Raw genomic sequence first — 23,608 nt, 5'->3', positions numbered from 1 at the left:
GCCGAGATCAGGGATGATACAACATCTACCGATAGGTGGATTTAAGCGCGAAATGACTAAATCACCTGGGAAGACTTCAGTGCAATTAAGCTTCTCAAATGTCTCCTCGGTAATGTATGTTTGCCCCTGTTCCTTGTACTTTCCTTCACCAACATTACCTGTAGTGATATACCTAATTTGAGAGTCATCAAAAACAATATCTTTACTTTCAATCCAGTCACCATCAAGGAAGAGGGTATCTTCATCCTGAGCTAGATACTTTATTTTTTTGATTTTCCACCCTTCTGGAATCTCTCCAATCCATTCTACTTTTGAATCTTTGTATTTTTCGTACTTCTTACAAAGACCAGAACCTTTGTTTTCTAGCTTCAATCTTTCATTCTCCAGTTTCAGGATATCTTTCTTGATTTCATCAAGTGAGCGTAGTTTTTTAAATTCATGAAAATAATTGGTGAAATTGATCTCATACCCTACTTTGGTCTTGCTCTCATCAATCCAGGCATCGGGCACGTGTGGCTTAACTTCCCGCTTAAAATATTCGGCGATGGTCTGCTTAACCAGTTTGCCGTTCTCATCTTTCCGCAGAAAAGGAATTTTCTCAAAATCACGCAGGTTTGAGTCGGCCTTTGGCTCACCGTTACGGCCTTTCACAATCTTTCCGGCAGCGTCCCGCTCCGGTCGCTCAACCGTCACCCGCCAGTAACCAAAGAAGTCATTGGGGTAAATCTTGCAAAACTCATTTTCTTCAAAATTGCCATAGATGTTGGTGATATAGCCAATGCCCCGGCTGTTGCCGTTTTCCGGTATCTCTTTACGCTTGTTGCCCAGGCTGCGGGGCATCTTCTGCCAGAAGCGGTTTTCGGTGATGGCCGGGTTTTCATCATCTTTACTGCCGGTGGCGTTGATAAGCTGAATCTTCCCCTTGCGTTCCTGCTCTTTATGGTTGGTGAGAATCCAGATGTAGGTTGATATACCGGTGTTGTAGAAAAGCTGATCCGGCAGGGCGATGATCGCCTCCAGCCAGTCATTTTCAATTATCCATTTACGGATTTCGCTCTCGCCGCCCCCTGCCTGACCGGTAAAGAGGGGCGAACCGTTAAAGACAATGCCGATGCGGCTGCCGTCCGGCTTCATCTTTGAAATCATATGTTGCAGAAAGAGCAGCGAGCCGTCGTTGATGCGGGGCAGACCTGCGCCGAACCGTCCGGCAAAGCCCTTTTTTTCTGCCTCGGCCTTGATGATCTTTTCTGCCTTTTTCCAGTCTACGCCAAAGGGGGGATTGGAGAGCAGGTAATCAAAATGCTCCCCCTCCAGGCCGTCAACGGTAAAGGTGTTGCCCATCTTCACGTTGGCCGGATTCTGCCCCTTGATCAGCATGTCTGATTTGCAGATGGCGTAAGATTCGGGATTGATCTCCTGACCAAACACCTCAAGCTTGGCCTTGGGGTTCAGGTTTTTCAGATAATCCTCAGCAACCGAAAGCATGCCGCCGGTGCCGCAGGCCGGGTCATAGAGGGTTTTGACGATTCCCTCTTTGGTTAGAATCTCGTTATCGCTCTTGAAAAGAACATTAACCATCAGCTTGATAACTTCGCGGGGGGTAAAATGCTCTCCGGCGGTTTCATTGGATATTTCAGCAAACTTGCGGATCAGCTCTTCAAAGACATAGCCCATCTGCATGGTGGTGATGTGCGTCAGGTCTATCTTGGCAAACTCATCCACCACCTTGAACAGAAGGTTGGTGTGTGGATCATCCATACGGGAGATATGGTCATCAAAACTGAAATACTCCACAATCTCGCGGGCACCGGCAGAAAAGCCGTTGATGAAGTTACGCAGGTTGGCTGCAACATTGGCCGGTTCCGCCTTGATTCTGGCAAAATCATACTTGCTGCGGTTATGGAAATTAAGCCTGGCCACCTTGTTCAAGGTAAGGTCTTTGGCGCTGTCGGAGAGTTTTTCAACCTTTGGCAGGTAATCCAGCACAGCCTGCTTAGTGGGAGCAAGGATGCAATCCAGACGGCGGAGCACGGTCATCGGCAGAATGACCTTGCCGTAATCAGACTGTTTATAGTCACCGCGCAGCAGGTCGGCCACGCTCCAGATTTTATTGGCCATACCTTTGAAATCAGTCATTACGATGTGATCCTTTCCATCAGCACCACGGCATGGGCCGAGATCCCTTCACCGGTACCGGTGAAGCCCAGACCCTCCTCAGTGGTGGCCTTGACGTTGATCCGGTCAACCTCCACCCCGCAGGCCCGGGCGATGTTCTCCCGCATGGCCGGGATGTGCGGCGCCATCTTGGGCCGTTGCGCAATGATGGTGGCATCCAGGTTGCCGACCCGGTAGCCGCGCCCCCGCACCAACCCCACGACGTGCTGTAAGAGCTTCATCGAGTCAGCCCCCTTGAAGGCCGGGTCGGTATCGGGGAAGTGCTTGCCGATATCCCCCATGGCCAGCGCCCCCAGTAGAGCATCCGCAACCGCATGCAGCAACACGTCGGCATCGGAGTGCCCCAGCAACCCCTTGTCCCACGGGATTTCCACCCCGCCCATGATCAGCTTGCGGTCATCCACCAGCCGGTGGACGTCATAGCCATGTCCGATACGCATCACATAAAGTCCTTTCCAATCAAAACCATTTTAACGCAAAGGCGCAGAGGCGCAAAGAAGGTTTCCTGTTAGCAAACAACGCTACCAGTCGTGCATTTCTCTGCGTCATTGCGCCTTGCTTTCATACTTTGCGTTAACCGTCTTTGGGACGGTTGTATCCAGCAGGTGCCGCGGCTGCACATTGCCCAAGGCTGCCAGCAGACTGTTTTTGACCTGGGGGATATCCCGCTCCAGCTCGTTAAGCAGCCGCTTCATCCGCTGCCGCTGCTGATCGGGATCGCCGGCCACCGGGCAGGAGCAGGAGACTGAGCTGATGCCGGCCTGCCGGACCAGCTCGATGATCTCACCTTCGGCCAGATAGACCAGTGGCCGGATCACGGTGATATCGCCGTCGTCACAGACCGTCCTGGGCGCCATCGCCTTGAGGGTGCCGATGAAAAACTGGTTCATCAGCAGGGTCTCAATGAAGTCGTCACGGTGATGGCCCAAGGCCAGCAGGTTGCAGCCCAACCGTCGGGCCGCCCCGTACAGTGCGCCCCGCTTAAGACGGGCACAAAAGGAACAGTATGAGGAGCCGGGCCGCAGTTTGGCGTTAATCACCGCAGCATGGTCGGTCCGTTCAACCTGCAGCGCCAAGCCCAGCGGCTCCACAAAACGCTGGATCGCCTCGCAATCAAAACCAGCAAAACCGGCATCCACCGTGACCGGCAGCAGCTCATAACGGATCGGCGCCCGCTGCTGCAACTCGCGCAACAGCAGCAGCAGGGCCTGTGAATCCTTGCCCCCGGACAGGCCGACACAGATCCGGTCGCCCTCCCTGATCAGGCCGAAGTCGGCGATGGCCCGGCCAACCGAGTGGCGCAGACTGCGCCACAGTTTGGAATCAACCCCCTGCGGGCAGGCCATCCGCTAGCCCCTGGCGGCCCGGTCCAGGAATGTGCGTACCAGCGGGGCAAAGGTCTCGTGTTCCAGCAGGAAGGCATCGTGGCCGTAGGCCGAGGGGATCAGGTGGTACTCGGCCGTCTTACCCTGTGCACGCAGACAGGTGGCCATCTCTTCGGTCTGGTAGGGTGGGTAGAGCCAGTCGGAGGTAAAGGCGAAGAACTGGATCGGCGCACTCACCTGACCGAAGGCCTCAGCCATCGATTCGTAGCCCCAGGCCACGTCGTACAGGTCCAGCGCCTTGGCCAGATACAGGAAGGAGTTGGCGTCGAAACGGTCCACAAAGTTGTAGCCGTTGTAGTTCAGGTAGCGTTCCACCTCGAACTGACCGAAGAAGTCGAACAGACCGTCCTTGGCCGAGTAACGTCGGCCGAACTTCTGCCACATCGACTCGTCGGACAGGAAGGTGATGTGGCCGATGCCCCGCGCCAGGGCCAGGCCATCCTTGGGGTTGTGCTTATACTCCCCCTTCTTCCAGGTGGGATCGTTGAAGATGGCCCAGCGGGCCACGGCGTTCAGCGATATGGCCTGGGGTGACGGCCGGGGAGTGGTGGCCAGCACAATGGCTGAGGCGATCCGCTGCGGGTACTGGGTGGCCCATTCCAGGGCCTGCATGCCACCCATGCTGCCCCCCATCACGGTCAGCAGCCGCTCAATGCCGAGATGGTTGAGCAACAGCTCCTGAGCCCGCACCATATCGCGCACGGTGATCACCGGAAAGGTCAGGTTGTAGCGTTTGCCGGTCTTGGGGTTGATCGAGGTGGGACCGGTGGAACCGTAGCAGGAGCCGATCACGTTGGAGCAGATCACGAAGTAGCGCTCGGTGTCCAGCAGCCGACCGGGACCGACAATGGCATCCCACCAGCCGGGCCTGGTGTCCTCTTCCCGCCGCTTGCCGGCCAGATGGGCATCGCCGGTCCAGGCATGCTCCACCAGGATGGCGTTGGAACGATCGGCATTCAGGGTGCCGTAGGTCTCATAGACCAGGGTCACCGGCGCAAGTATCCGCCCGCTCTCCAGCCTGATGCCTGCGTCAAAGGTGATGCTCTGTTCCTGAATGATGCCGACCGACATGCAAAAAGCCCCTGTTCATGATGAGCAGGGGCTTTGGGTGGTGTACGCCGAAAACCTCGCTCATCTTCGCCTTGCGGCAGGATTTAGCACCTGGCGTCCCTGCGGGGACCGGTTGCTGTGGCTTCGTCGGGCCTTATCCCTCCACCACTCTCGATAAGCAGATTGTTAAGCGGAACAGTACGGTAAGCCGAGCATGCTTGTCAATCAAATATCCGGTGCTGAGGCCGGCAGAACGGTCTGGAAATAGTGGTGGGCATCTGGTATAGATAACCAGTTGCAGAGTCTGCATCAATCCTACGCGAGGAGGCGACATGAAACGGCTGGTACTGCTGCTGGGCCTGGCCCTGCTGCCGCTTTTCAGCGGCTGCGCCCACAACTATTTTAATGTCCCGCAAGACAGTTTTGCCGAACAGGTCAAGGTGCTTGGCATCGTGCCGATCATCGTGGACAGCGAGTCCGACATCCGCCACCCGCAACGGGAGGAACTGATCGAGCTGCTGACCAGGCAGAGCCGGCTCTATGAACGCTCGCTGACGCGGCTGATCAAGAATACCAACAGCTTCTACACCGTGACCATGCTGGATACCGATCCGCAAGCCCTGTTCAAGGAGCAACTCTTCCGCCGTGAACGGCGTGATGATGCCTCGATCCAGTACAATAAATATTTCTGGAAGACCGACGGCATAATCGAGCTGATCCACAAAAGCAGCCTGGACGCCCTGATGGTAGTAGTGATCAGCGGCATCACCCGCCCGGAACGGATGGTCTCGGCCAACCTGATGGAATCCCTTGAAGCCGACTACAACTACCTGATCATGACCGCCCAGATTCTGGACCGCAAGGGGAACATCCTCTGGGAATACCCTAACTTCCGGACCCGCAGCCTGTCCTATGACCCGCTCATCAACCTGCAGTATCCCAATTTTGATGAAGCCCGGGCTAACCTGAGCTCCAAGGTGCAGACCAAATTCAAGGCGCTGGAGGGGATCAAGCGTGCCCTTGAGAAACGGCGGCAGGATTTCCTGCTGCAGGAGACCAGCGAGGTTGAACTCTACATGGACCAGTTTGAGTCGATGAGTGAACTGCTCAGCATTAACCGCGAGCCGAAAGCCAGCCAAGCGGCCGAGCAACCCAAGCAGGATCCAGCCAAGGAGCCCAATCCATGACCATCGAGATCACCCTTGACGGCAACAAGCGGGTGAGCGCCCACTACCCCGACGGCCTGAGCCTGGCAACTGACCAGAGCGTCGAGGACGGCGGCGAAGGCGCGGCGCCGTCTCCCTATGCCTGCTTTCTGGGGGCCATCGGCACCTGCGCCGGGGTGTATGTTATGGAGTTCTGCCGGGCGCGGCACATCCCCACCGAGGGGGTGGCACTTACCCAAGAGGCGGTCTTTGAGACCGACGAGCAGGGCAAGCGCCGCCTGGCAGCGGTCAATCTGACCATCAAGCTGCCAACCGATTTTCCGGAAAAATACCGCGGCGCCATCGTCAAAGCCGCCGGTCTCTGTTCGGTAAAGAAGGCCATCATGACCCCGCCGGCCTTTTCCATCGACTACCAACTCGTGTGAACCGGCCCGTGGACGACGCCCGCAAGGAAAAACTGAAAAAAGAGCTGCAGGGGATGGGGCTTGCCGCCCTGGGTATCTTCATCCTGCTGGCCTTCCTGACCTTCAGCGCCGCCGACCAGTCGCTGAACAGCTGGTCCAGCGAAGGCGGGGTGCGCAACCTGGGGGGGCGGCTGGGTTCCCAGGTGGCCGACCTGTTCTTCATGCTGTTCGGCCTGGCAGCCTATCTGGTGCCGGGGGCGCTGCTGTTCCTGGCCTCCAACCTGCTGCGTTTCAAGGAACTGCGGCTGCGTGGCTACAAGCTGGCCGCCTTCAGCGGTCTGCTCTTCTCCCTGTCGGCCTTGTTCGCCTTCAATCTCGAATCCACCGTGCTGTTCGGCCAACAGGTCCCCACCGGCGGCGCCATCGGCGCCCTGACGGTCCGCTTTCTGCGGGCAGTGGTCGGCACCACCGGCGCCCTGCTGGTGCTGCTGCCGCTGCTGGCGGCCTCGATCATGATACTGTGCCGTTTCTCGTTTGTACTGTTTGCCGGCTGGTGGCTGGAAACCATGCGCCAGAAGTGGGCCGCCTGGCGGGAACGGCAGGCCCACCGCAAGGATGAGCAGCAACGGGACAAGGCCCTGGCAGCCGGCAAGCCGGCACCGTCCAGCGGCCCGGTCATCAAACCCCAGGCCCCGCCGCCACCGCCACCCAAGCCCAACTTCTTCAAGAAGGAGAAGAAGAAGGAGGCTGCCAAAGACAAACCGATCCAGGAGACCTTCGACTTTATCACCCAGCAGGAAGGCTTCCACACCCCGCCCCTGTCACTGCTTGACCCGCCGCCAGCCAGCGATCGCCGGGTTGACAAAGAGGCACTGGCAGTCAACGCCCGGCTGCTGGAGAAGAAGCTGCTGGACTTCGGCATCGACGGCGAGGTGGTGGAGATCGCGCCCGGCCCGGTGATCACCATGTACGAATTCGCCCCGGCCCCCGGCATCAAGATCAGCAAGATCGCCGGCCTGGCCGACGATCTGACCATGGCCCTGCAGGCGCTCTCGATCCGGATCGTGGCGCCGATCCCCGGCAAAGGGGTGGTGGGGATCGAGGTGCCCAACCGTGACCGGGAGACGGTCTACCTGCGGGAGATCTTTACCTGCGAGGAGTTTCTACAGAGCCGGATGAAGCTGCCGCTGGCCCTGGGCAAGGATATCGCCGGACTGCCCTCGATGGCCGACCTGGCCAAGGCGCCCCACCTGCTGGTGGCCGGCTCCACCGGCTCCGGCAAGTCGGTCTCGGTCAACACCATGATCCTGTCGCTCCTGTTCACTGCCACTCCGCGGGACGTGCGTTTCATCATGGTGGACCCCAAGATGCTGGAATTTTCCATGTACGAGGGGATCCCCCACCTGCTGCTGCCGGTGGTGACCGAGCCGAAGAAGGCCTCGCTGGCACTGAAATGGGCCGTGGTGGAGATGGAACGCCGCTACCGGCTGCTGGCCGACAAGGGCGTGCGCAACATCGAATCCTACAACCGCAAGCTGGCCACCGAAGAGGAAGAACAGGACGCCCTTGCCGCCTCTGATGCAGAAATCATCGAGGAACTGGAAGAGGTATTGGAAGGCGAGGACGCTGCGCCGCTCGACGAACCGCTGCCGTTTGTGCTGGATGACAAGGAACCGCTGGAACACAGCCACCTGCCGTACATCGTGGTGATCGTGGATGAGCTGGCCGATCTGATGATGGTGGCCGGCCGCGAGGTGGAGGAGCATATCGCCCGTCTGGCCCAGAAGGCCCGCGCTGCCGGCATCCACCTGATCCTGGCCACCCAGCGGCCGTCGGTGGATGTGATCACCGGCCTGATCAAGGCCAATATGCCGTCGCGCATCTCGTTCCAGGTCTCCTCCAAGGTCGATTCACGCACCATCCTGGACTGCAACGGCGCCGAAAGCCTGCTGGGCATGGGCGACATGCTCTACCTGCCCCCCGGTACGGGACGCCTGCAACGGATTCACGGCGCCTTTGTCTCCGATGCCGAGGTGCAACGGGTGGTGGACTTCCTCAAGAAACAGGGCAAACCGGTCTACGAAAAGTCGATTCTGGAGATGAAGGACAGCGACGACAAGACCGACTTCGGCGATGAAGAGCTGGATGAACGCTGGGAGGATGCACTGCGTCTGGTGGCCGAAACCAGGCAGGCCAGCATCTCGATGGTGCAACGCCGCCTGCGGATCGGCTACAACCGGGCCGCCAGGATCATCGAGATGATGGAGCGGGAGGGGATGGTGGCCCCCGGCGACGGCACCAGCAAGCCCCGCGAGATCTTCCTCGAGAATATCAACGTGTACCTGAACTCGCCGATCAACAAGTAGGAGTTCATGATGGACATCACAGCCGCAGCCATTCAGTTCACCGTCCAGCAGGGGGATATCGCCGCCAACCTGGCCTATGTCCGCGAGGCGCTGGCTCGAGTCGCCGCTCAAGGGGCCCAACTGGCGCTACTGCCGGAGATGTGGTCCACCGGCTTCGCTTACCGGAACCTGAGCGAGCTGGCCCAACAGACCGATGCGGTGGTAGCCGAGCTGCAGCAGCTATCGGCCCGCCACCAGCTGGTGATCGTCGGCAGTCAGCCGGAACCGGCCGGTGACGGCCGGGTCTACAACACCGCCCATGTCATCGACAACGGTCGCCTGGTTACCAGCTACCGCAAGCTGCACCTGTTCTCACTGCTGGGGGAGGACAAGGCCTTCAAGGGGGGCGACGGCTGGTGTCTGGCCGAAACCTCGTTGGGCAAGATCGGCGTGATCATCTGCTACGACCTGCGCTTCCCCGAGCTGTCGCGCCGGCTGGCCCTGGAAGGGGCCCGGGTGATCTGCGTGCCGGCCCAATGGCCCAAGCCGCGCCAGGAACACTGGCGCACCCTGTTGCGGGCACGGGCCATCGAGAATCAGCTCTACGTGGTTTCCTGCAACGCCTGCGGCCTGATCGGCAAACTGGACTTCTTCGGCATGAGCATGATCATAGACCCCAAGGGCGAGGTGCTGGCCGATGGCGGTGAATTGCCGGGGGAGATCGTGGCCCCGCTCTCCTGGGAGACGATGGATACCTGGCGGGCCCAGATCCCCTGCTTCAACGACCGAAGACCTGAAGTTTATTAGACTAATCCCTGAATTTCTTGACGCCTCGATCTGGGGCGACTACTCTTTAAGTGCACGTCTAATGTAGAGCATCTGGAGGTTTGTTGTGACAGATATGTTGAGTCTGGCCGGTACCGGACCGGTCGTGTTGGCGGTCTTTGTGATCCTGATCTTTTTCTCGGTGGTATCCTGGGCGATCATCTTCTACAAGCTGTTCCAGATCCACAAGGCCAACAGCGAATCGGTCCGCTTCATGGACTTCTTCTGGAAGACCAAGCGCTTTGACACCATCGCCGCCCAGGCCGACCGCTTCTCCAGCTCACCGCTGGTGATGCTGTTCAATGAAGGCTACAGCGAGCTGAAGCAGGTGATGGATGGCGATGCCAAGCAGGAGCAGACCGGCGTCAGCACCGATCTGGGCGACATCGACAACGTCACCCGGGCCCTGCGTCGTGCCACCAACCAGGAGATCAACCGCCTGGAAAAATACACCACCTTCCTGGCCACCACCGGTTCGGCTTCGCCGTTTATCGGCCTGTTCGGCACGGTCTGGGGGATCATGGTGGCCTTTGAGGGGATCGGCCGCACCGGCTCGGCCTCGCTGGCCGTGGTGGCGCCCGGCATTTCCGAGGCGTTGCGGGCCACTGCCATCGGCCTGATCGCCGCCATTCCGGCCGTCATGGCCTACAACCACTTCCAGCACAAGATCCGGGTGCTGGTCAAAGAGATGGACAGTTTTTCCACCGAGTTCCTGAACATTGTCCAGCGCAACATCACCGGCAAGTAGGAGCAGCTCGATGGCTATGGGACGAGGAAACGACGAACGGGGCATGGTTGCCGAGATCAACGTCACTCCCCTGGTGGACGTGATGCTGGTGCTGCTGGTGATCTTCATGGTCACCGCACCGATGATGCAACAGGGGGTGCAGGTCAACCTGCCCAAGGCCGACACCAAGGGGATGAGTGCCCAGGAAGATACGGTTATTGTAGCGGTTGACCTCAACGGGCGCACCTTCATCAACAAGGACGAGGTGCCGGCCGGTGACCTGCGGCAACGGTTGAGCGAGCTGTTCGCCACCCGCACTAAGAAAGAGGTCTTCCTCAAGGCCGACGCCGGCGTACCCTATGGCGAGGTGGTGCGGGCCATGGCCGATATCAAGGGCGCCGGCATTGAACGTCTGGGCATGGTGACGGAGCCGGCCCAGAAATAACCATGCACGCCCTGCAACGACGATCAGACACCTGGCTGGGTGTCACGCTGCTCCTCTCCGCCACGGTCCACGTGGCGGCCTTTGTTTGTATGGTCTGGCTGCAACAGTTGCAACCCGATCTGGGCCAGCTGCAAACCACCTATTATGTGGATGTCGTCAACCTGCCGGTGGCAGCCCCCCAGGCCGGCAGCCCGTTACCGGAAGCCTCGCCAGCCAGCGAAGACGAGGTTGCAGCAGCCCCCCAGGCCGGCCCCCAGACACCACCAGCCACACCGTTCCCCTCAAACGCCGGCGGCAAGGCCGCCCCCAGTGAAGACCACGGGTTTCAGGAGCGGATGGCCAAACTGGCCGCCAAGGCTGCAGAACAGCGCCAGGCAGCTGCGCTGGAATCGCTGCGCAGGAAGATCGGCGGCGGCAAGGTCGGCATGCCGGGGGCCGCAGGCAGCCAGGCCGGTAGCGATTACACCGCCTACCTGCACTCACGGCTGAAAGACGCCTTCCGCAAGACCATCAGCTACCAGAGCTCGGCTCCCTTTGCAGTGGTGCGCCTGACCGTCGATGGTGATGGCCGCATCCTACGGACCAGGTTCGAGCGCAGCAATGGCGACAAGCTGTTCGAGAGCGCCGTGCAGCGGGCCATCAGCCTTGCAGAGCAACGGATCGTACCACCGCCAGGGCGCAGCACCTATGAAGGCACCTTTGTCTTCAAACCCCAAGGAGTCACGCAGCAATGAAACGGATCATCCGCCTGCTGTGCGGTCTGGCGCTGCTCTGCAGCCTGACCGGCACCGCCGGCAGCGCAACCTATATCGAGGTAACGGCACCGGGCAACCGGCTGCTCAGGCTGGCTATCGTACCAGCCCAGCCGCTGGGTGACACCGTCAGACCCGAGTTGGCCAACGAGATGGCCGAGGCCCAGGTGTTCGATCTGACCATGTCGGGGCTTTTCACCGCCGAACGGCGTGATGCCGCCCCCCTGCCGCAAGGCTTGGGGCTGAGCGTCATAGATTTCATCCCCTGGCTTACTGCCGGCTACGACCTGTTGATCCGAGGCGAATACGAATTGCGGGGCGACGAGCTGACGGTTGAGTTCCGTCTGTTTGACGTGCTGAACAAAAAACCGTTGCTGGTCAAGCGCTACCTGGGCAGCCGTAAGGACCTGCGACGCTTCAGCCACCATTTCATCGACGAGCTGCTGGCCACCCTGGCCGGCGAGCGTGGTCCCTTTAGCTCACGCATCCTGTTTGTCTCCACCCAGTCTGGCAACAAAGAGATCTTTGCCATGGACTGGGATGGCCATAATCTGCAGCAGATCACCAGAAGCGGCGCCATCACCATCAGCCCCGATGTCTCCCCTGATGGCCGCGAGATCATCTTTACCTCCTACAAACGCGGCAACCCCGATCTCTACAAGCGGGCCCTGTCCAGCACGGTGGACGTGCCGCTCTCCACGCGGCGAGGGGTTAATATTACCGGCGCCTGGTCGCCGGACGGCACCAGGATCGCCCTGGGGCTGTCCAAGGACGGCAACACCGAGCTCTACCTGATCAATCGTGACGGTTCTTCCCCCGAACGACTGACCGTCTCCCACGCCGCCAACCTGTCGCCCTCCTGGTCGCCGGATGGCTCCAAGATCGCCTTTGTCTCCGACCGTCTCGGCAGACCCCATATCTTCATCATGGATGCCAATGGCGGTAATGTGCAGCGGGTGACCACCAACGGCGGCAATAACTTCAATCCGGCCTGGTCGCCCAAGGGCGACAAGATCGCCTACACCCACCAGTCTGGCGGCTTTCAGATCTTTGTGATCAACACAGACGGCAGCGGTGATACGCAACTGACCAGTGAGGGCAGCAACGAGCGGCCACGCTGGTCGCCGGACGGCCGGCTGATCGCCTTCAGCTCAAAACGAGGCGGCAACGAGGCGATCTACGTCATGCGGGCCGACGGCAGCGGCCAGACCAAGGTCAGCCGGAGCAGCGGCAACAACATTCACCCCGTCTGGGCCCCACGCCATTAAGTTTTTTACGAGTTGCGGTTGCAAAAGACGCTCTGTTGAGTATACTGAAGCACATTGTGACATGCGTAACGCATCACAAGCTGTTGATTACGGAATCACCAAGGAGGCGTCAATGCGTAAGGAATTTAGAGGTTTGATGGTTGTTATGAGCCTGACCGCCCTGCTGGCTGCTGGCTGTGCCAAAGAAGAAGTTGTCACCAAGGATGAGCCGATGGTCCAGCAGCAGACCGTTCAGCAGGCTGAACCGGCTGCTCCGGCTGCAGCTCCCGCTGCGCAGGCTGCAGCACCGGTAGCCACAGTTGCTGAGCCTGTTCAGGAACAAGCTGCCGCTAAGGCATCCGTGGGCGTAGCTCTGGCAACCGTCTACTTTGACTTTGACAAGTCCGACCTGCGTCAGGATGCACGCGACGTACTGTCCCAAAACGCTGAGGCGCTGCTCAAGCAGATCGGCGACGTGAAGGTCAAGATCGAAGGCCACGCTGACGAGCGCGGTTCCGACGAATACAACATGGCCCTGGGCGACCGCCGTGCCAAATCCGCTGAAAAATATCTGATCAACCTGGGCGTCAGCGCCGACCGGCTCTCCACCGTCAGCTACGGCGAAGAGAAGCCTGCTGTGCAGGGTAACGATGAGGCCGCCTGGTCCAAAAACCGCCGCGCCGAATTCCTGATCGTACAATAGGCAGCTGTTCCCTGTCTGACAAAAGCACCGGTTGCCGGGACCTCCCCCGGGTCCGGTGCTTTTTTTGTTGCCGGCTTGACTTTTATATTTTTTTATATATATGAAAAGATATATATTAACGTTCAAGGATGGCGCATGCGAATATTCGGAATAACCTTCATAATCATCGCAAGCCTTCTGCCCGGAGTCAGGGCAGCGGGAAGTGATCTGATGCAACTGACCCTGCAGGAAGCGATCGCGCAAGGACTGGAACGCAACCACCAGGGCCGCGCCGCACGGTTCCAGGCCGAAGCGGCCCGCTCCGGCGCCACAGCCGCGTCACTGCACTACCTGCCCAGCGTGACCGTGGAAGAAAGCTGGACCCGTTCCAACATGCCGGTCACCACCTTCATGATGAAACTGAATCAGGGACGTTTTACAAATCAGGACTTCGCCATCTCCAGCCTCAACGACCCGTCGCCGGTCAATGATTTCAAATCAGCAGTCACTGTCGAACAGCCCCTGTTCATGCCCGAAGCCTGGGCTGCCCGGCGTGGTGCGCGTTACGCTGCCGAACGTCAGGAGGCGATCACTGAACAGACCCGCGAACAGATTGCCTTCAGCATCTTCCAGCACTACCTGGCGGTACAGCAGGCCAGGGCACTGCTGCAGGCCACAGAAAAAGCGGTTGAAGAGGCTCGCGAGAGCCGGCGTCAGGCCACGGTCAGAGTAGCGGCCGGGCTGGGGCTAAAATCGGACGAATTACGGGCCGCAACCCATCTGGCAGCAGCAGAGCAACAGGCGATCAGCGCAGCCAACAACCTGACTCTGGCCCGGATGCAACTGTCGCTGGCCGTGGGTGGCCAAAGTGGTTCACAGGTTGATGCCGGCGGCGAGGTCAGCCTGCGCCATCCCGGCCAGCAGCCTGATCAGTTGCTGCAGCTGGCCCAGCAGCAGCGCCAGGACCTGTTTGCCAGCGAGCTGGGCAAAGACCAGGCCGATGCCGCCCTGCTGCAGAGCCGTGCCGGATTCCTGCCCACTGTCGGAGCCTTTGGCTCCTGGCAGATGAACGACCACACGCGGCCATTCGGACAAGAGCACAACTCCTGGGTGGCCGGCATTGCAGCACGCTGGAACCTGTTTGACGGGTTCCGCACCTGGCATGCAAGCAGCCAGACACAGGCTGTGCGGTCAGCAGCAGTTGAGCAACTTGCCCAAACCCGCAAAGAGGTCAGCTATCAGGTACATGAGGCCTGGTTGCGGCACAGGGAAGCGGAACAACGGCTGGCGGTTGCCCGTAACGCGGTGTCAGCGGCTGAGGAGGCCACCCGGCTGCTTTCAAAGCGGTTCGATAACGCTTTGGCCACCATGCTGGAACTGCTCGATGCCCAGTCTGCACTTAATCAGGCGCGCGCCGCCCTGGTGGAGAACGACACCGCCCTGACACTGGCCACCGGTCGCGTCTATTACGCTGCCGGCAGCTTTCTGAAGGAGATTCAGCAATGACCCGACTGCCGCTACTACTCCGCCTGCCCGCCCTTGGGGCATTGTTGATCGCCCTCGGCGCATGTTCCAACACGCATGATCAACCGCCGGCAAGCCAGCAGGTACTGAAGGATGTGCCGGTGGTTACCGTCACCAGCAGTGAGTTGGCGCAGACGGTCGAACTGTCCGGAATTGTCAGGGCCCGCACCAGCGCCCTGGTTGCGGCACGCATCCCCGGCACGGTCAGCCTGCTGCAGGTGCGTGAAGGAGATCGAGTGCGCAAGGGCCAACTGCTGGCCCGGCTGGAGGCACAGGAACAGCTGGCCCAGGCCGGCGCAGCCAATGCCGGTATCGAAGAGGCGCAGCGCGGGCTGGACGAGGCCCTGGCACAACGCACACTGGCCGACGCCACCTTGAGCCGCTTCCAGGTGCTCTATGACGAACAGGCCCTGACCCGCCAGGAATTCGAAACCCGTCAGACCGAGTGTGCCCTGGCACATCAGCGCGTTGCCCGTGCCGAGGCCCGGCTGCGTCAGGCACGTGAAAACGCACGGGCCGCCGGGGCCATGGCCGATTATGCGCGGATCACTGCACCGATTAGCGGCATCATCACCAGCAAGCAGGTCGACCTGGGGGTAACCGTCTTTCCGGGCCAGCCGCTGATGACGATCGATGACGAAACCAGCTACCAGTTGGAACTGGTCGTACCGGAAAGCTACGCTGCACTGGTGCGCCCCGGCACGCCGGTCCAGGTCAGCCTGGATGCGCTACAGAAAACCGTCAACGCCACTGTGGCAGAACTGGTGCCGGCAGCCGATCCCGCCAGCCGCACCTTCACCGCCAAGGTCAACCTGCGCGTAAGTGGTCTGAAAAGCGGACTCTTCGGGCGGGCGATCCTGGCGCTGGACACCACCCGCACGACGTTGCTGGTGCCAAAGCAGGCCATCTTTGAGCGGGGTGCCTTAACGGCGGTCTGGACGGTTGACCAGACTGACACCATCAGAATGCGGCTGGTCAAGGTGGGCAAGGCAGCCGGTGGCCAGGTCGAGATCCTGGCCGGCCTGACCGGCGGTGAACGGATCGTGGCAACCCACCGGACAACGTTGGTGGATGGGGCCAAGCTGGTCCCGTAACAACCGAGATACGACGATCGTTTCGAAAGGGAGCGTTATGAAGACATTGCTGCTGACCCTGGGCCTGCTGGCAGCCCTGGCCGAAAGTGCCCGGGCCGATAACTTCCGCTGCCCCAACGGCGCCATCGTCTCCACCGGCGATACCATGGCCGAAGTCTATGTCGAGTGCGACCCGCCCAGCTTCAAAAATGTACGCACCGAATCGGAGGCCGGATACCGTGGCACCACCATCCTGATCAACGTGGAAGAATGGACCTACAACGAGGGGCCGCATCGCCTGATGCATACGCTGACCTTCCGCAACGGGGTACTGGAAAAAGTGCAGACCCTGGGCTACGGGAAATAGACCATGACTGAACCGTCCCTCGGCTTTGCGGGCAAGGTGGCCCGCGCCTTCATCGATTCGAAACTGACGCCACTGATCGTAGTGGCCGCGCTGCTGCTCGGCCTGTTCGCCATCAAGATGACCCCGCGCGAAGAGGAACCGCAGATCTCGGTGCCTATGATCGACATCTATCTGCCACTGCCCGGCTCATCACCCCAGGAGGTGCAGGAGCGGGTGGTCAAGCCGTTTGAAGGGCGGCTGTGGGAAATATCCGGCGTGGAATACCTCTACTCCATGAGCCGCCCCGGAATGGGGGTGATCACGGTCCGCTACAAGGTGGGCCAGAACATGGAAGAGTCGCTGGTCAAGCTGTATAACAAGGTGATGAGTAACCGCACCTTGCTACCGGCTGGCGCAGGCGAGCCGCTGGTGGTGGCAAAATCCATCGACGACGTGCCGATCCTGGCCCTGACCCTCTGGTCAGAACGCTATGATCACGCCATGCTGCGCAAGGTGGCTCGCGAAATCTGCGACGAGCTGAAGAAGACCGACAATGTGGCCGAGGCCGAGATCAAGGGCGGCCTCACCCGGCAGCTACGGGTAACCTTGGACGGTGCCCGGCTGGCAGGCTTCGGCATCTCGCCGCTCCAGATCGCAGCAGCCCTGCAGCAGGGCAACGCCTCGCTCCCCTCCGGCGCCTTCAGCGGTGCCAACCGCGAGATGCTGGTGGAGACCGGGCTGTTTCTGGACAGTGAACAGTCGGTGCGCCAGCTGGTGGTGGGCCTGCACAGCGGCCGGCCGGTCTATCTGGGCGATGTGGCCCAGGTCAACGATACGGTCAAGGAGCCGGATGATTACGTCTTCATGGCCCTCGGCCAGGGGGTCGGTCATCGCCAGCTGGGCGGTAATCCCCATCAGGACTACCCCGCCGTTACCGTCTCCATTGCCAAACGCAAAGGGGCCAATGCCACCTGGGTGGCGGACGACCTGCTGAAAAAAGTGGAGTTTATGAAGGGCCGGGTGATTCCGGCCGACATCCAGGTGACGGTGACCCGCAACTACGGCGAGACCGCCCGTGAAAAGAACAACGAGCTGCTGTTTCATATGTTCCTGGCCGCCATCTCGGTCACGATCCTGATCGCCCTGTTCATGGGCTGGCGGGCCGGGGCCGTGGCGGCCATCGCCATCCCGGTCACCCTGGCGCTGACCATGCTGATCTTCTACCTGATCGGCTACACCCTGAACCGGATCACGCTGTTCGCCCTGATCTTCTCGATCGGCATCCTGGTGGACGACGCCATCGTGGTGGTGGAGAACATCCACCGCTATTTCACCACCACAGTCCTTGAGCCGCTGGAGGCGGCCATCCGCGCCGTGGATGAGATCGGCAACCCGACGGTGCTGGCCACCTTCGCCGTGATCGCCTCGATCCTACCGATGGGCTTTGTGGGCGGTCTGATGGGCCCCTATATGCGGCCGATCCCGGTGGGGGCCAGCATGGCCATGATCCTCTCCATGTTCATCGCCTTCATCGTGACTCCCTACTTCGCCTACCGCCTGATGAAGGGCCAGCACCATAGCGGGGCCGAACCGGAAGGCGAATCAAAACTGACCGCCTTCTACCGCCACTGGATGGGGCGCCTGCTGCACGACGTGAAACTGCGCAACGGCTTCCTGATCGCCGTGGTGGTGCTGCTGCTGGCCTCCTGCTCGCTGATCTACTTCAAGGCAGTTACGGTCAAGATGCTGCCGTTCGACAACAAAAACGAGCTGCAGGTAATCATCGACGCCCCGGAAGGGACCCCGCTGGAGCAGACCGCCCGGATAACCCGCGAGATGGGCGATGCCCTGCGCAGCGTGCCGGAGGTGACCGATTTCCAGCTCTACATCGGCACCAGTGCGCCGTTCAACTTTAACGGCCTGGTGCGGCACTATTTCCTGCGCAAGGGGCCACACCTGGCCGATATCCAGATCAACCTGCTGCACAAGGGGGATCGTTCCGCACAGTCACATGACGTGGCCAAGAAGATCCGTCCGCTGCTCAAGACGGTGGCCGACCGGCATCAGGCCAGTGTCAAGGTGGCCGAGATTCCGCCGGGACCGCCCGTACTCTCAACCCTGGTGGCCGAGATTTACGGCCCGGATGACACAGCACGTGCCAGCATCGCCGAAAAGATCAAAGCGATCTTCACTGCCACCGCCGGGGTGGTAGATGTTGACTGGTACCGCGAGAGCGACCAGCCCAAGGCCACCTTTGTGGTGGACAGCGAAAAGGCGGCCCTCTCCGGCATCAAGGTGGCCGACGTGGCCCGCACCCTGAGCATGGCGCTGTCCGGCCAGGATGTAGGTCTGCTGCACCTGCCCAAGGAGAAGGAGCCGGTGGCCATCAACCTGCGGCTGGCAACCAACCAGCGCAGTTCCCTGGCCGATCTGGCCTCGATCAGCGTGCCCGGCCCCCGTGGCAGCGTGCCGCTGTCACAGCTGGTAACCGTGCAGACCGGCAGCGAGGCCAAGACGCTCTACCGCAAAAACCTGAAAAATGTCGTCTATGTAATCGGCGATGTGGCCGGCGAGATCGAGGCGCCAGTCTATGCCATCCTCAAGATGCAGAACCAGATTGCCGCCCTGCCGACCCCGGACGGCTCCACAATCGAGATATTGGCTGCCCGGCAGCCCTGGTCTGAAGCCACGATGGGCATGAAGTGGGACGGTGAGTGGCACATCACCTACGAGGTGTTCCGCGACCTGGGGATCGCCTTTGGCGCCGTGATGGTACTGATCTACATCCTGGTGGTGGCCTGGTTTAAGGACTTCACCACCCCGCTGGTGATCATGGCCCCGATCCCGCTGACCCTGATCGGCATTCTACCGGGCCACGCCCTGTTCGGAGCCTTTTTCACCGCCACCTCCATGATCGGCTTCATCGCCCTGGCCGGTATCATCGTGCGTAACTCGATCATCCTGATCGACTTTGCTGAGATGAAGCGGGCTGAGGGGATGCCGCTGGACGAGGCAATCATTGAGGCCGGTGCGGTCCGCTTCCGGCCGATGCTCCTAACCGGCGCCGCCGTGGTGGTAGGCAGCTTCGTGATTGTCTTTGACCCGATCTTCCAGGGGCTGGCCATCGCCCTGATGTGCGGCGAGATCGCCTCGACCCTGCTGTCGCGGGTCACTATCCCGATCCTGTACTTCCTGGTGCAGGGTTGGAAAGAACGGCACCATATCGGGCAGCCCCACGCTGCCGACACCCCCGCTTAAGGAGGCCTCCATGTACATCGAACGGATCGTCAGGATCGTGGCCGGTGCATTCATCGTCATCTCGCTGTTGCTGGCCCATTTTCACTCACCGCTCTGGCTCTGGTTCACCGGCTTTGTGGGCCTGAACCTGTTCCAGTCAGGCTTCACCCAGTTCTGCCCGCTGTTCATCATCCTTGAAAAGATGGGGGTGCCGCGCTTTCCCACTGACGGCTGCTGCAAATGAGCACCCGGATCACGATCCTCTGCGAAAATTCGGTGGGGCCGATTTCCGGCACCCTGGGCGAGCACGGTTTCAGTGCACTGGTTGAGCATAACGGCGATACGCTGCTGTGGGATACCGGTCAGGGCTTTACCCTGCTGCACAACGCCCAGCGGATGAACAAAAACCTGCATCAGGTCGGTCAGGTAGCCCTGTCCCACGGCCATTACGATCACAGCGGCGGGCTGCTGCCGCTCTTGCGCAGCTGTGGCCCCAAGCGGGTCTTTGCCCATCCGGCCGTCTTTACGCCACGCTATCGCCATAAGGACACCGGTGAATCGCTGTCGCTGGGGCTGCCCTATCCTCGCGAGTACCTGGAAGGACAAGGGGCCTGTTTCGATCTGAGCGCGGGGTATCGTGAGATCCAGCCGGGCATCGCCTTGACCGGCGAAGTGCCTCGCACCACCGGCTTTGAAACCGGTGACAGCGGCCTGTTCACTGATCTCAGCGCCAGCCAGCGTGACCGGTTTGACGACGACCAGTCACTGGTGATCACCACCAACAAAGGACTGGTAGTTCTGCTGGGCTGCTGCCATGCCGGTCTGATCAACACCCTGCAGCATGTCAGTGCTCAAAGCGGCCGCAACGACATCTACGCCGTGGTCGGCGGCACCCATCTGGGCTTTTGCTCTGCCGACCAACTGGAACAGACCATCCAGGCGCTGACAACATGGCAGATCAAAAAACTGGCTGTCAGTCACTGCACCGGCTTTTCAGCCGCCTGCCGGCTCCAACAGGCTTTTCCTGCAGCCTTCCATAACGCCCAGGTTGGCTACGGTCTCAGCCTGTAGTATCGGCCTAAACATTTGTTAGCCCCTTTTATTTTAGTGATTCTTATGCTAGGTAAGTAAAAATAAAATTTTTCCTACCGTGAATTGCGTACAAGATTTCTATTTAACCGAAGGGGAGGCCGTAGACATGGCGTATGACGTGACGAATGAACAGCTTAAAAGCTGGGTGGCAGAAGTAGCTGCAATGTGTGAGCCTGACAGCATTCACTGGTGCGATGGTTCCCAGGAAGAATATGATCGGCTGTGCGCCCAGATGGTGACAAGCGGCACCTTCATCAAGCTGAACGAAGCCAAACGGCCCAACAGTTATCTGGCCTTCTCTGATCCAATCGATGTTGCCCGGGTTGAAGACCGCACCTTTATCTGCTCCCGTTCAAAGCAGGATGCCGGCCCCACCAACAACTGGGTCGATCCCAAGCAGATGAAGGACACCCTCAAAGGCATGTTCAAGGGCTGCATGAAGGGCCGGACCATGTACGTGATCCCCTTCAGCATGGGTCCCCTCGGTTCCAATATCGCCAAGATCGGCGTTGAAATCACCGACTCCCCGTACGTGGTGGTCAACATGCGGATCATGACCCGCATGGGTAAAAAGGTGCTGGACGTGCTGGGCAACGGCGAATTCATCCCCTGCCTGCACTCGGTTGGTATGCCGCTGGCCCCTGGCCAACAAGACGTTGCCTGGCCCTGCAACAAGGAAAAATACATCGTTCACTTCCCAGAAGAGCGGGCCATCTGGTCCTTCGGCTCCGGCTACGGCGGCAACGCCCTGCTGGGCAAGAAATGTCTGGCGCTGCGGATCGCCTCGGTCCAGGCCCGTGATGAGGGTTGGTTGGCCGAGCATATGCTGATCCTGGGGGTTGAATCCCCCACCGGCGAGAAGTCCTACGTCGGCGCAGCCTTCCCCAGCGCCTGCGGCAAGACCAACTTTGCCATGCTGATTCCGCCCAAGCCGTTCCAGGACAAGGGCTGGAAGGTAACCACCATCGGCGACGATATCGCCTGGATCAAGCCGAACGCTGACGGTCAGGTCTACGCAATCAACCCCGAGTACGGCTACTTTGGCGTTGCCCCGGGTACCAACTACGATACCAACCCCAACGCCATGATCTCCTGCGAGAAAAACTCGATCTTTACCAACGTGGCCCTGACTGAGGATGGGGATGTCTGGTGGGAAGGGATGACGAAGGAACCGCCGGCAAAGCTGACCGACTGGCAAGGTAACGCCTGGACCCCCGGTTGCGGCCGTCCGGCAGCCCATCCCAACGCACGCTTCACCGCGCCTGCCTCCCAGTGCCCCAGCATCGACCCGGAGTGGGAGAACCCCAAAGGGGTGCCGATGAGCGCCTTTATCTTTGGCGGTCGCCGCAAGGATACAGTGCCGCTGGTCTACCAGGCCTTCAACTGGAGCTTTGGCGTCTATCTGGCAGCCACTCTCGGTTCCGAAACCACTGCCGCCGCTGTGGGCGCTACCGGCAACGTCCGCCGCGACCCGTTTGCCATGCTGCCGTTTTGCGGCTACCACATGGCCGACTACTTCTCCCACTGGCTGCAGTTCGGCCGTTCCATCCCCCGTCCGCCGCGGATCTTCAGCGTCAACTGGTTCCTGAAGGATGCCGACGGCAAGTTTGCCTGGCCCGGCTACGGTGAAAACATGCGGGTTCTGAAGTGGATCATCGACCGGGTGCAGGGTCATGCCGGCGCGGTCGAATCGCCGCTGGGCTGGATGCCGCGCTATCAGGATATGGAATGGGAAGGCCTGGAGATGGACCGCGAGAAGTTCCACGATCTGATGTCGGTGGATCGCGGCGTCTGGCAGAACGAGGTGCTGTCCCACGAAGAACTGTTCATCAAGATGTACGACAAGCTACCCAAGGAGTTCCTGCATATCCGTGAGCTGATCCTTTCATCGCTCTGGCGTTCACCCGAGCACTGGGAGCAGATCGGTGAGGTACACCCCGAGGGCTGGAACGAGTAATCCGTTCACTGCCAAGTGCTGAAAACCAAAAGGGCTGGTCCGTTAACGGGCCAGCCCTTTTTTGTAGTCGCTTGCATTCTGCCACTTATGTCAGTCCACTACGTCGATCTCCCGCACCCGCACCTCTTGCCCGCTCAGCACTTCAATCCGAAAACTGCCGCAGTTACAGCAGGGATCAAACAAGCGCTCCAGCGGCGATTCGTGGCGACAGTCCAGGCAGCGGCCCTTTCCGGCCACCGGCTGGATCTGGAGTCTGGCTCCGGCCACCAGCGTTCCGGCGCTGCAGGCTTCGAAGCAGAAGGCCACCGCCTCCGGAACGACACCGGAAAGCTGGCCGATCTCCACCACCACCAGCGACACCGGCCGGCCGCCTGCATTCCGCTGGCAGATCGCAACAATATCCTGACTAAGCGCCATCTCGTGCATGGTTACGATACTACACCGACACGAGGCATAAAAAAAGGCCTGTCAGGTTACCCTGACAGGCCTTTCGGTTGCCGTAAGGCAGATTACTTCTTCTCAGCAGGAGCAGCTTCAGCAGGAGCAGCCTGAACGGAAGATACCGGTTGCTGAGCTTCGGGGGCCTTAGGAGCCTCGACAGCCGGAGCCGGAGCAGGAGCTTCTTCCTTCTTCTTGCAGCCAGCGGCAACGCCAAGGGCCAGAGCCAGTACCAGGGACAGCGAGAGCAGCTTCTTCATTGTGATTCACCTCTTCTGAGTAATTAACCCTGTGTCAAACACAGTGGTTCAAAGCAACAGACAGGAATATACTCGGCTTAATAGTGAAGTCAATAATTTTTTTTGCAGTATTTCACTAATGGTGAAAACGGCCTGTGCGGCCTTTGTGGGCCGGGGTTGGCGCATTGTGGCAGACAAAGCATTGCAGCTCTTCGACCTTCTTGGCATCCAGCGGAGAAGCGGGCTGATCGTGCCTGATCGGCGTGTTGTACTGCGAGGTCTGGAACGACAGCTGGCCACGTTCGTCACTGACGGTGGCGGCCTGATAGTTTACCTTCCAGTTGGTGGCGATCTCGACGGTGTGACACTGGTCGCAGCCGCCAGGGGGTGGAATGCTTTTCCAGGCAGTCAGCATGGCGCAACCGGTGAACGTGAGTAGCAGGGTAAACAAGGCAACAGGGATCAGTGATTTCATGGCCGTTCTCCTTTAGCGTTGCTC

The 23,608-nt window shown here is 60.0% G+C and carries 22 protein-coding genes, 1 pseudogene and 1 riboswitch; of the genes and pseudogenes, 16 read left to right on the top strand and 7 right to left on the bottom strand.

Annotation, left to right across the window (positions count from 1 at the left end; all coding sequences use genetic code 11):
• Window positions 1-360: 360 nt before the first annotated feature.
• From RBQ93_RS03655 to metX, 4 genes and pseudogenes are all read right to left on the bottom strand, one after another.
• A pseudogene (locus tag RBQ93_RS03655) lies at window positions 361-2,136 on the bottom strand (type I restriction-modification system subunit M); the annotation flags it as partial.
• Window positions 2,136-2,615, bottom strand: a complete 480-nt coding sequence (gene ispF / locus RBQ93_RS03650) for a 2-C-methyl-D-erythritol 2,4-cyclodiphosphate synthase (protein ID WP_320370663.1) — start codon at window positions 2,613-2,615, stop codon at window positions 2,136-2,138. The pseudogene RBQ93_RS03655 and the gene ispF, both read right to left, overlap by 1 nt.
• 105 nt (window positions 2,616-2,720) lie before the next feature.
• Window positions 2,721-3,521, bottom strand: a complete 801-nt coding sequence (gene ttcA, locus RBQ93_RS03645) for a tRNA 2-thiocytidine(32) synthetase TtcA (RefSeq protein WP_320370662.1) — start codon at window positions 3,519-3,521, stop codon at window positions 2,721-2,723.
• A gap of 3 nt (window positions 3,522-3,524) precedes the next feature.
• The gene (metX, locus tag RBQ93_RS03640; RefSeq protein ID WP_320370661.1) at window positions 3,525-4,631 is read right to left on the bottom strand and encodes a homoserine O-acetyltransferase MetX; all 1,107 of its coding nucleotides are present in this window, start codon (window positions 4,629-4,631) and stop codon (window positions 3,525-3,527) included.
• Window positions 4,632-4,688: 57 nt separating this feature from the next.
• A riboswitch (SAM riboswitch) is annotated at window positions 4,689-4,791 on the bottom strand.
• A gap of 151 nt (window positions 4,792-4,942) precedes the next feature.
• Between metX and RBQ93_RS03635 the strand changes: the two genes are divergently transcribed.
• The 16 genes from RBQ93_RS03635 (at window position 4,943) to RBQ93_RS03560 (ending at window position 22,432) form a co-directional block, all read left to right on the top strand.
• Window positions 4,943-5,797: a hypothetical protein gene (locus RBQ93_RS03635; protein WP_320370660.1), complete on the top strand. Its 855-nt coding sequence runs from the start codon at window positions 4,943-4,945 to the stop codon at window positions 5,795-5,797.
• On the top strand, window positions 5,794-6,201 hold the full coding sequence (locus RBQ93_RS03630; RefSeq protein ID WP_320370659.1) for an OsmC family protein: 408 nt from the start codon (window positions 5,794-5,796) through the stop codon (window positions 6,199-6,201). Before RBQ93_RS03635 ends, RBQ93_RS03630 begins: the two co-directional genes overlap by 4 nt.
• Window positions 6,198-8,546 (top strand): DNA translocase FtsK, encoded by a 2,349-nt coding sequence (locus RBQ93_RS03625; RefSeq protein ID WP_320370658.1) that lies wholly within the window; start codon window positions 6,198-6,200, stop codon window positions 8,544-8,546. Before RBQ93_RS03630 ends, RBQ93_RS03625 begins: the two co-directional genes overlap by 4 nt.
• A gap of 6 nt (window positions 8,547-8,552) precedes the next feature.
• Window positions 8,553-9,332 carry a carbon-nitrogen family hydrolase gene (locus RBQ93_RS03620; protein ID WP_320370656.1) on the top strand — a complete coding sequence of 260 codons (780 nt, stop codon included), beginning with the start codon at window positions 8,553-8,555 and terminating at the stop codon, window positions 9,330-9,332.
• A 94-nt stretch (window positions 9,333-9,426) separates the two neighbouring features.
• Entirely contained in the window at window positions 9,427-10,098 is a 672-nt protein-coding gene (tolQ, locus tag RBQ93_RS03615) for a protein TolQ (RefSeq protein ID WP_320370726.1), read from the top strand.
• 10 nt (window positions 10,099-10,108) lie between these two features.
• Window positions 10,109-10,522: a protein TolR gene (gene tolR, locus RBQ93_RS03610; RefSeq protein WP_320370655.1), complete on the top strand. Its 414-nt coding sequence runs from the start codon at window positions 10,109-10,111 to the stop codon at window positions 10,520-10,522.
• A 2-nt stretch (window positions 10,523-10,524) separates the two neighbouring features.
• Window positions 10,525-11,256, top strand: coding sequence for a TonB C-terminal domain-containing protein (locus RBQ93_RS03605; RefSeq protein ID WP_320370654.1), 732 nt, complete (start codon window positions 10,525-10,527; stop codon window positions 11,254-11,256).
• Complete coding sequence (gene tolB, locus RBQ93_RS03600; RefSeq protein WP_320370653.1) at window positions 11,253-12,542, top strand: Tol-Pal system beta propeller repeat protein TolB; 1,290 nt, start codon at window positions 11,253-11,255, stop codon at window positions 12,540-12,542. Before RBQ93_RS03605 ends, tolB begins: the two co-directional genes overlap by 4 nt.
• A 112-nt stretch (window positions 12,543-12,654) precedes the next feature.
• On the top strand, window positions 12,655-13,224 hold the full coding sequence (pal, locus tag RBQ93_RS03595; protein ID WP_320370652.1) for a peptidoglycan-associated lipoprotein Pal: 570 nt from the start codon (window positions 12,655-12,657) through the stop codon (window positions 13,222-13,224).
• A 210-nt stretch (window positions 13,225-13,434) separates the two neighbouring features.
• A complete protein-coding gene (locus tag RBQ93_RS03590; RefSeq protein WP_320370651.1) occupies window positions 13,435-14,709 on the top strand; it encodes a TolC family protein in 1,275 nt (424 codons plus the stop codon).
• Window positions 14,706-15,821: an efflux RND transporter periplasmic adaptor subunit gene (locus RBQ93_RS03585; RefSeq protein WP_320370650.1), complete on the top strand. Its 1,116-nt coding sequence runs from the start codon at window positions 14,706-14,708 to the stop codon at window positions 15,819-15,821. The genes RBQ93_RS03590 and RBQ93_RS03585 overlap by 4 nt, the downstream gene beginning before the upstream one ends.
• 37 nt (window positions 15,822-15,858) lie before the next feature.
• On the top strand, window positions 15,859-16,167 hold the full coding sequence (locus tag RBQ93_RS03580; protein ID WP_320370649.1) for a DUF2845 domain-containing protein: 309 nt from the start codon (window positions 15,859-15,861) through the stop codon (window positions 16,165-16,167).
• Between the two features lie 3 nt (window positions 16,168-16,170).
• Complete coding sequence (locus RBQ93_RS03575; protein ID WP_320370648.1) at window positions 16,171-19,404, top strand: efflux RND transporter permease subunit; 3,234 nt, start codon at window positions 16,171-16,173, stop codon at window positions 19,402-19,404.
• Window positions 19,405-19,414: 10 nt separating this feature from the next.
• On the top strand, window positions 19,415-19,627 hold the full coding sequence (locus RBQ93_RS03570; RefSeq protein WP_320370647.1) for a DUF2892 domain-containing protein: 213 nt from the start codon (window positions 19,415-19,417) through the stop codon (window positions 19,625-19,627).
• A complete protein-coding gene (locus RBQ93_RS03565) occupies window positions 19,624-20,454 on the top strand; it encodes an MBL fold metallo-hydrolase (protein WP_320370646.1) in 831 nt (276 codons plus the stop codon). Before RBQ93_RS03570 ends, RBQ93_RS03565 begins: the two co-directional genes overlap by 4 nt.
• Window positions 20,455-20,533: 79 nt before the next feature.
• Window positions 20,534-22,432, top strand: a complete 1,899-nt coding sequence (locus tag RBQ93_RS03560; protein ID WP_320370645.1) for a phosphoenolpyruvate carboxykinase (GTP) — start codon at window positions 20,534-20,536, stop codon at window positions 22,430-22,432.
• Window positions 22,433-22,522: 90 nt separating this feature from the next.
• On the opposite strand, the gene RBQ93_RS03555 is transcribed toward RBQ93_RS03560, so the two are convergent.
• From RBQ93_RS03555 to RBQ93_RS03545, 3 genes are all read right to left on the bottom strand, one after another.
• The gene (locus tag RBQ93_RS03555) at window positions 22,523-22,858 is read right to left on the bottom strand and encodes a hydrogenase maturation nickel metallochaperone HypA (protein WP_320370644.1); all 336 of its coding nucleotides are present in this window, start codon (window positions 22,856-22,858) and stop codon (window positions 22,523-22,525) included.
• Window positions 22,859-22,941: 83 nt separating this feature from the next.
• Window positions 22,942-23,130 carry a hypothetical protein gene (locus RBQ93_RS03550; protein ID WP_320370643.1) on the bottom strand — a complete coding sequence of 63 codons (189 nt, stop codon included), beginning with the start codon at window positions 23,128-23,130 and terminating at the stop codon, window positions 22,942-22,944.
• A gap of 115 nt (window positions 23,131-23,245) precedes the next feature.
• Window positions 23,246-23,584 carry a cytochrome C gene (locus RBQ93_RS03545; protein WP_320370642.1) on the bottom strand — a complete coding sequence of 113 codons (339 nt, stop codon included), beginning with the start codon at window positions 23,582-23,584 and terminating at the stop codon, window positions 23,246-23,248.
• Between the last annotated feature and the right edge of the window lie 24 nt (window positions 23,585-23,608).

This window comes from Trichlorobacter sp. (assembly GCF_034008105.1).
In the GTDB taxonomy this organism is placed as follows: Bacteria; Desulfobacterota; Desulfuromonadia; order Geobacterales; family Pseudopelobacteraceae; genus Trichlorobacter.
Note: the sequence above shows the minus strand (reverse complement) of the source record. Positions and strands in the feature narration are given on the sequence as shown.

Excerpts from the sequence above, each read along its gene's own strand:
- pal (WP_320370652.1), top strand. The coding sequence starts at position 12,655 with ATGCGTAAGGAATTTAGAGGTTTGATGGTTGTTATGAGCCTGACCGCC.
- RBQ93_RS03565 (WP_320370646.1), top strand. The coding sequence starts at position 19,624 with ATGAGCACCCGGATCACGATCCTCTGCGAAAATTCGGTGGGGCCGATT.
- tolQ (WP_320370726.1), top strand. The coding sequence starts at position 9,427 with ATGTTGAGTCTGGCCGGTACCGGACCGGTCGTGTTGGCGGTCTTTGTG.
- RBQ93_RS03555 (WP_320370644.1), bottom strand. The coding sequence starts at position 22,858 with ATGCACGAGATGGCGCTTAGTCAGGATATTGTTGCGATCTGCCAGCGG.
- RBQ93_RS03545 (WP_320370642.1), bottom strand. The coding sequence starts at position 23,584 with ATGAAATCACTGATCCCTGTTGCCTTGTTTACCCTGCTACTCACGTTC.
- RBQ93_RS03635 (WP_320370660.1), top strand. The coding sequence starts at position 4,943 with ATGAAACGGCTGGTACTGCTGCTGGGCCTGGCCCTGCTGCCGCTTTTC.
- RBQ93_RS03575 (WP_320370648.1), top strand. The coding sequence starts at position 16,171 with ATGACTGAACCGTCCCTCGGCTTTGCGGGCAAGGTGGCCCGCGCCTTC.
- RBQ93_RS03570 (WP_320370647.1), top strand. The coding sequence starts at position 19,415 with ATGTACATCGAACGGATCGTCAGGATCGTGGCCGGTGCATTCATCGTC.
- RBQ93_RS03620 (WP_320370656.1), top strand. The coding sequence starts at position 8,553 with ATGATGGACATCACAGCCGCAGCCATTCAGTTCACCGTCCAGCAGGGG.
- RBQ93_RS03550 (WP_320370643.1), bottom strand. The coding sequence starts at position 23,130 with ATGAAGAAGCTGCTCTCGCTGTCCCTGGTACTGGCTCTGGCCCTTGGC.
- tolR (WP_320370655.1), top strand. The coding sequence starts at position 10,109 with ATGGCTATGGGACGAGGAAACGACGAACGGGGCATGGTTGCCGAGATC.
- ttcA (WP_320370662.1), bottom strand. The coding sequence starts at position 3,521 with ATGGCCTGCCCGCAGGGGGTTGATTCCAAACTGTGGCGCAGTCTGCGC.
- tolB (WP_320370653.1), top strand. The coding sequence starts at position 11,253 with ATGAAACGGATCATCCGCCTGCTGTGCGGTCTGGCGCTGCTCTGCAGC.
- ispF (WP_320370663.1), bottom strand. The coding sequence starts at position 2,615 with ATGCGTATCGGACATGGCTATGACGTCCACCGGCTGGTGGATGACCGC.
- RBQ93_RS03580 (WP_320370649.1), top strand. The coding sequence starts at position 15,859 with ATGAAGACATTGCTGCTGACCCTGGGCCTGCTGGCAGCCCTGGCCGAA.
- RBQ93_RS03630 (WP_320370659.1), top strand. The coding sequence starts at position 5,794 with ATGACCATCGAGATCACCCTTGACGGCAACAAGCGGGTGAGCGCCCAC.
- RBQ93_RS03590 (WP_320370651.1), top strand. The coding sequence starts at position 13,435 with ATGCAACTGACCCTGCAGGAAGCGATCGCGCAAGGACTGGAACGCAAC.
- RBQ93_RS03585 (WP_320370650.1), top strand. The coding sequence starts at position 14,706 with ATGACCCGACTGCCGCTACTACTCCGCCTGCCCGCCCTTGGGGCATTG.
- metX (WP_320370661.1), bottom strand. The coding sequence starts at position 4,631 with ATGTCGGTCGGCATCATTCAGGAACAGAGCATCACCTTTGACGCAGGC.
- RBQ93_RS03605 (WP_320370654.1), top strand. The coding sequence starts at position 10,525 with ATGCACGCCCTGCAACGACGATCAGACACCTGGCTGGGTGTCACGCTG.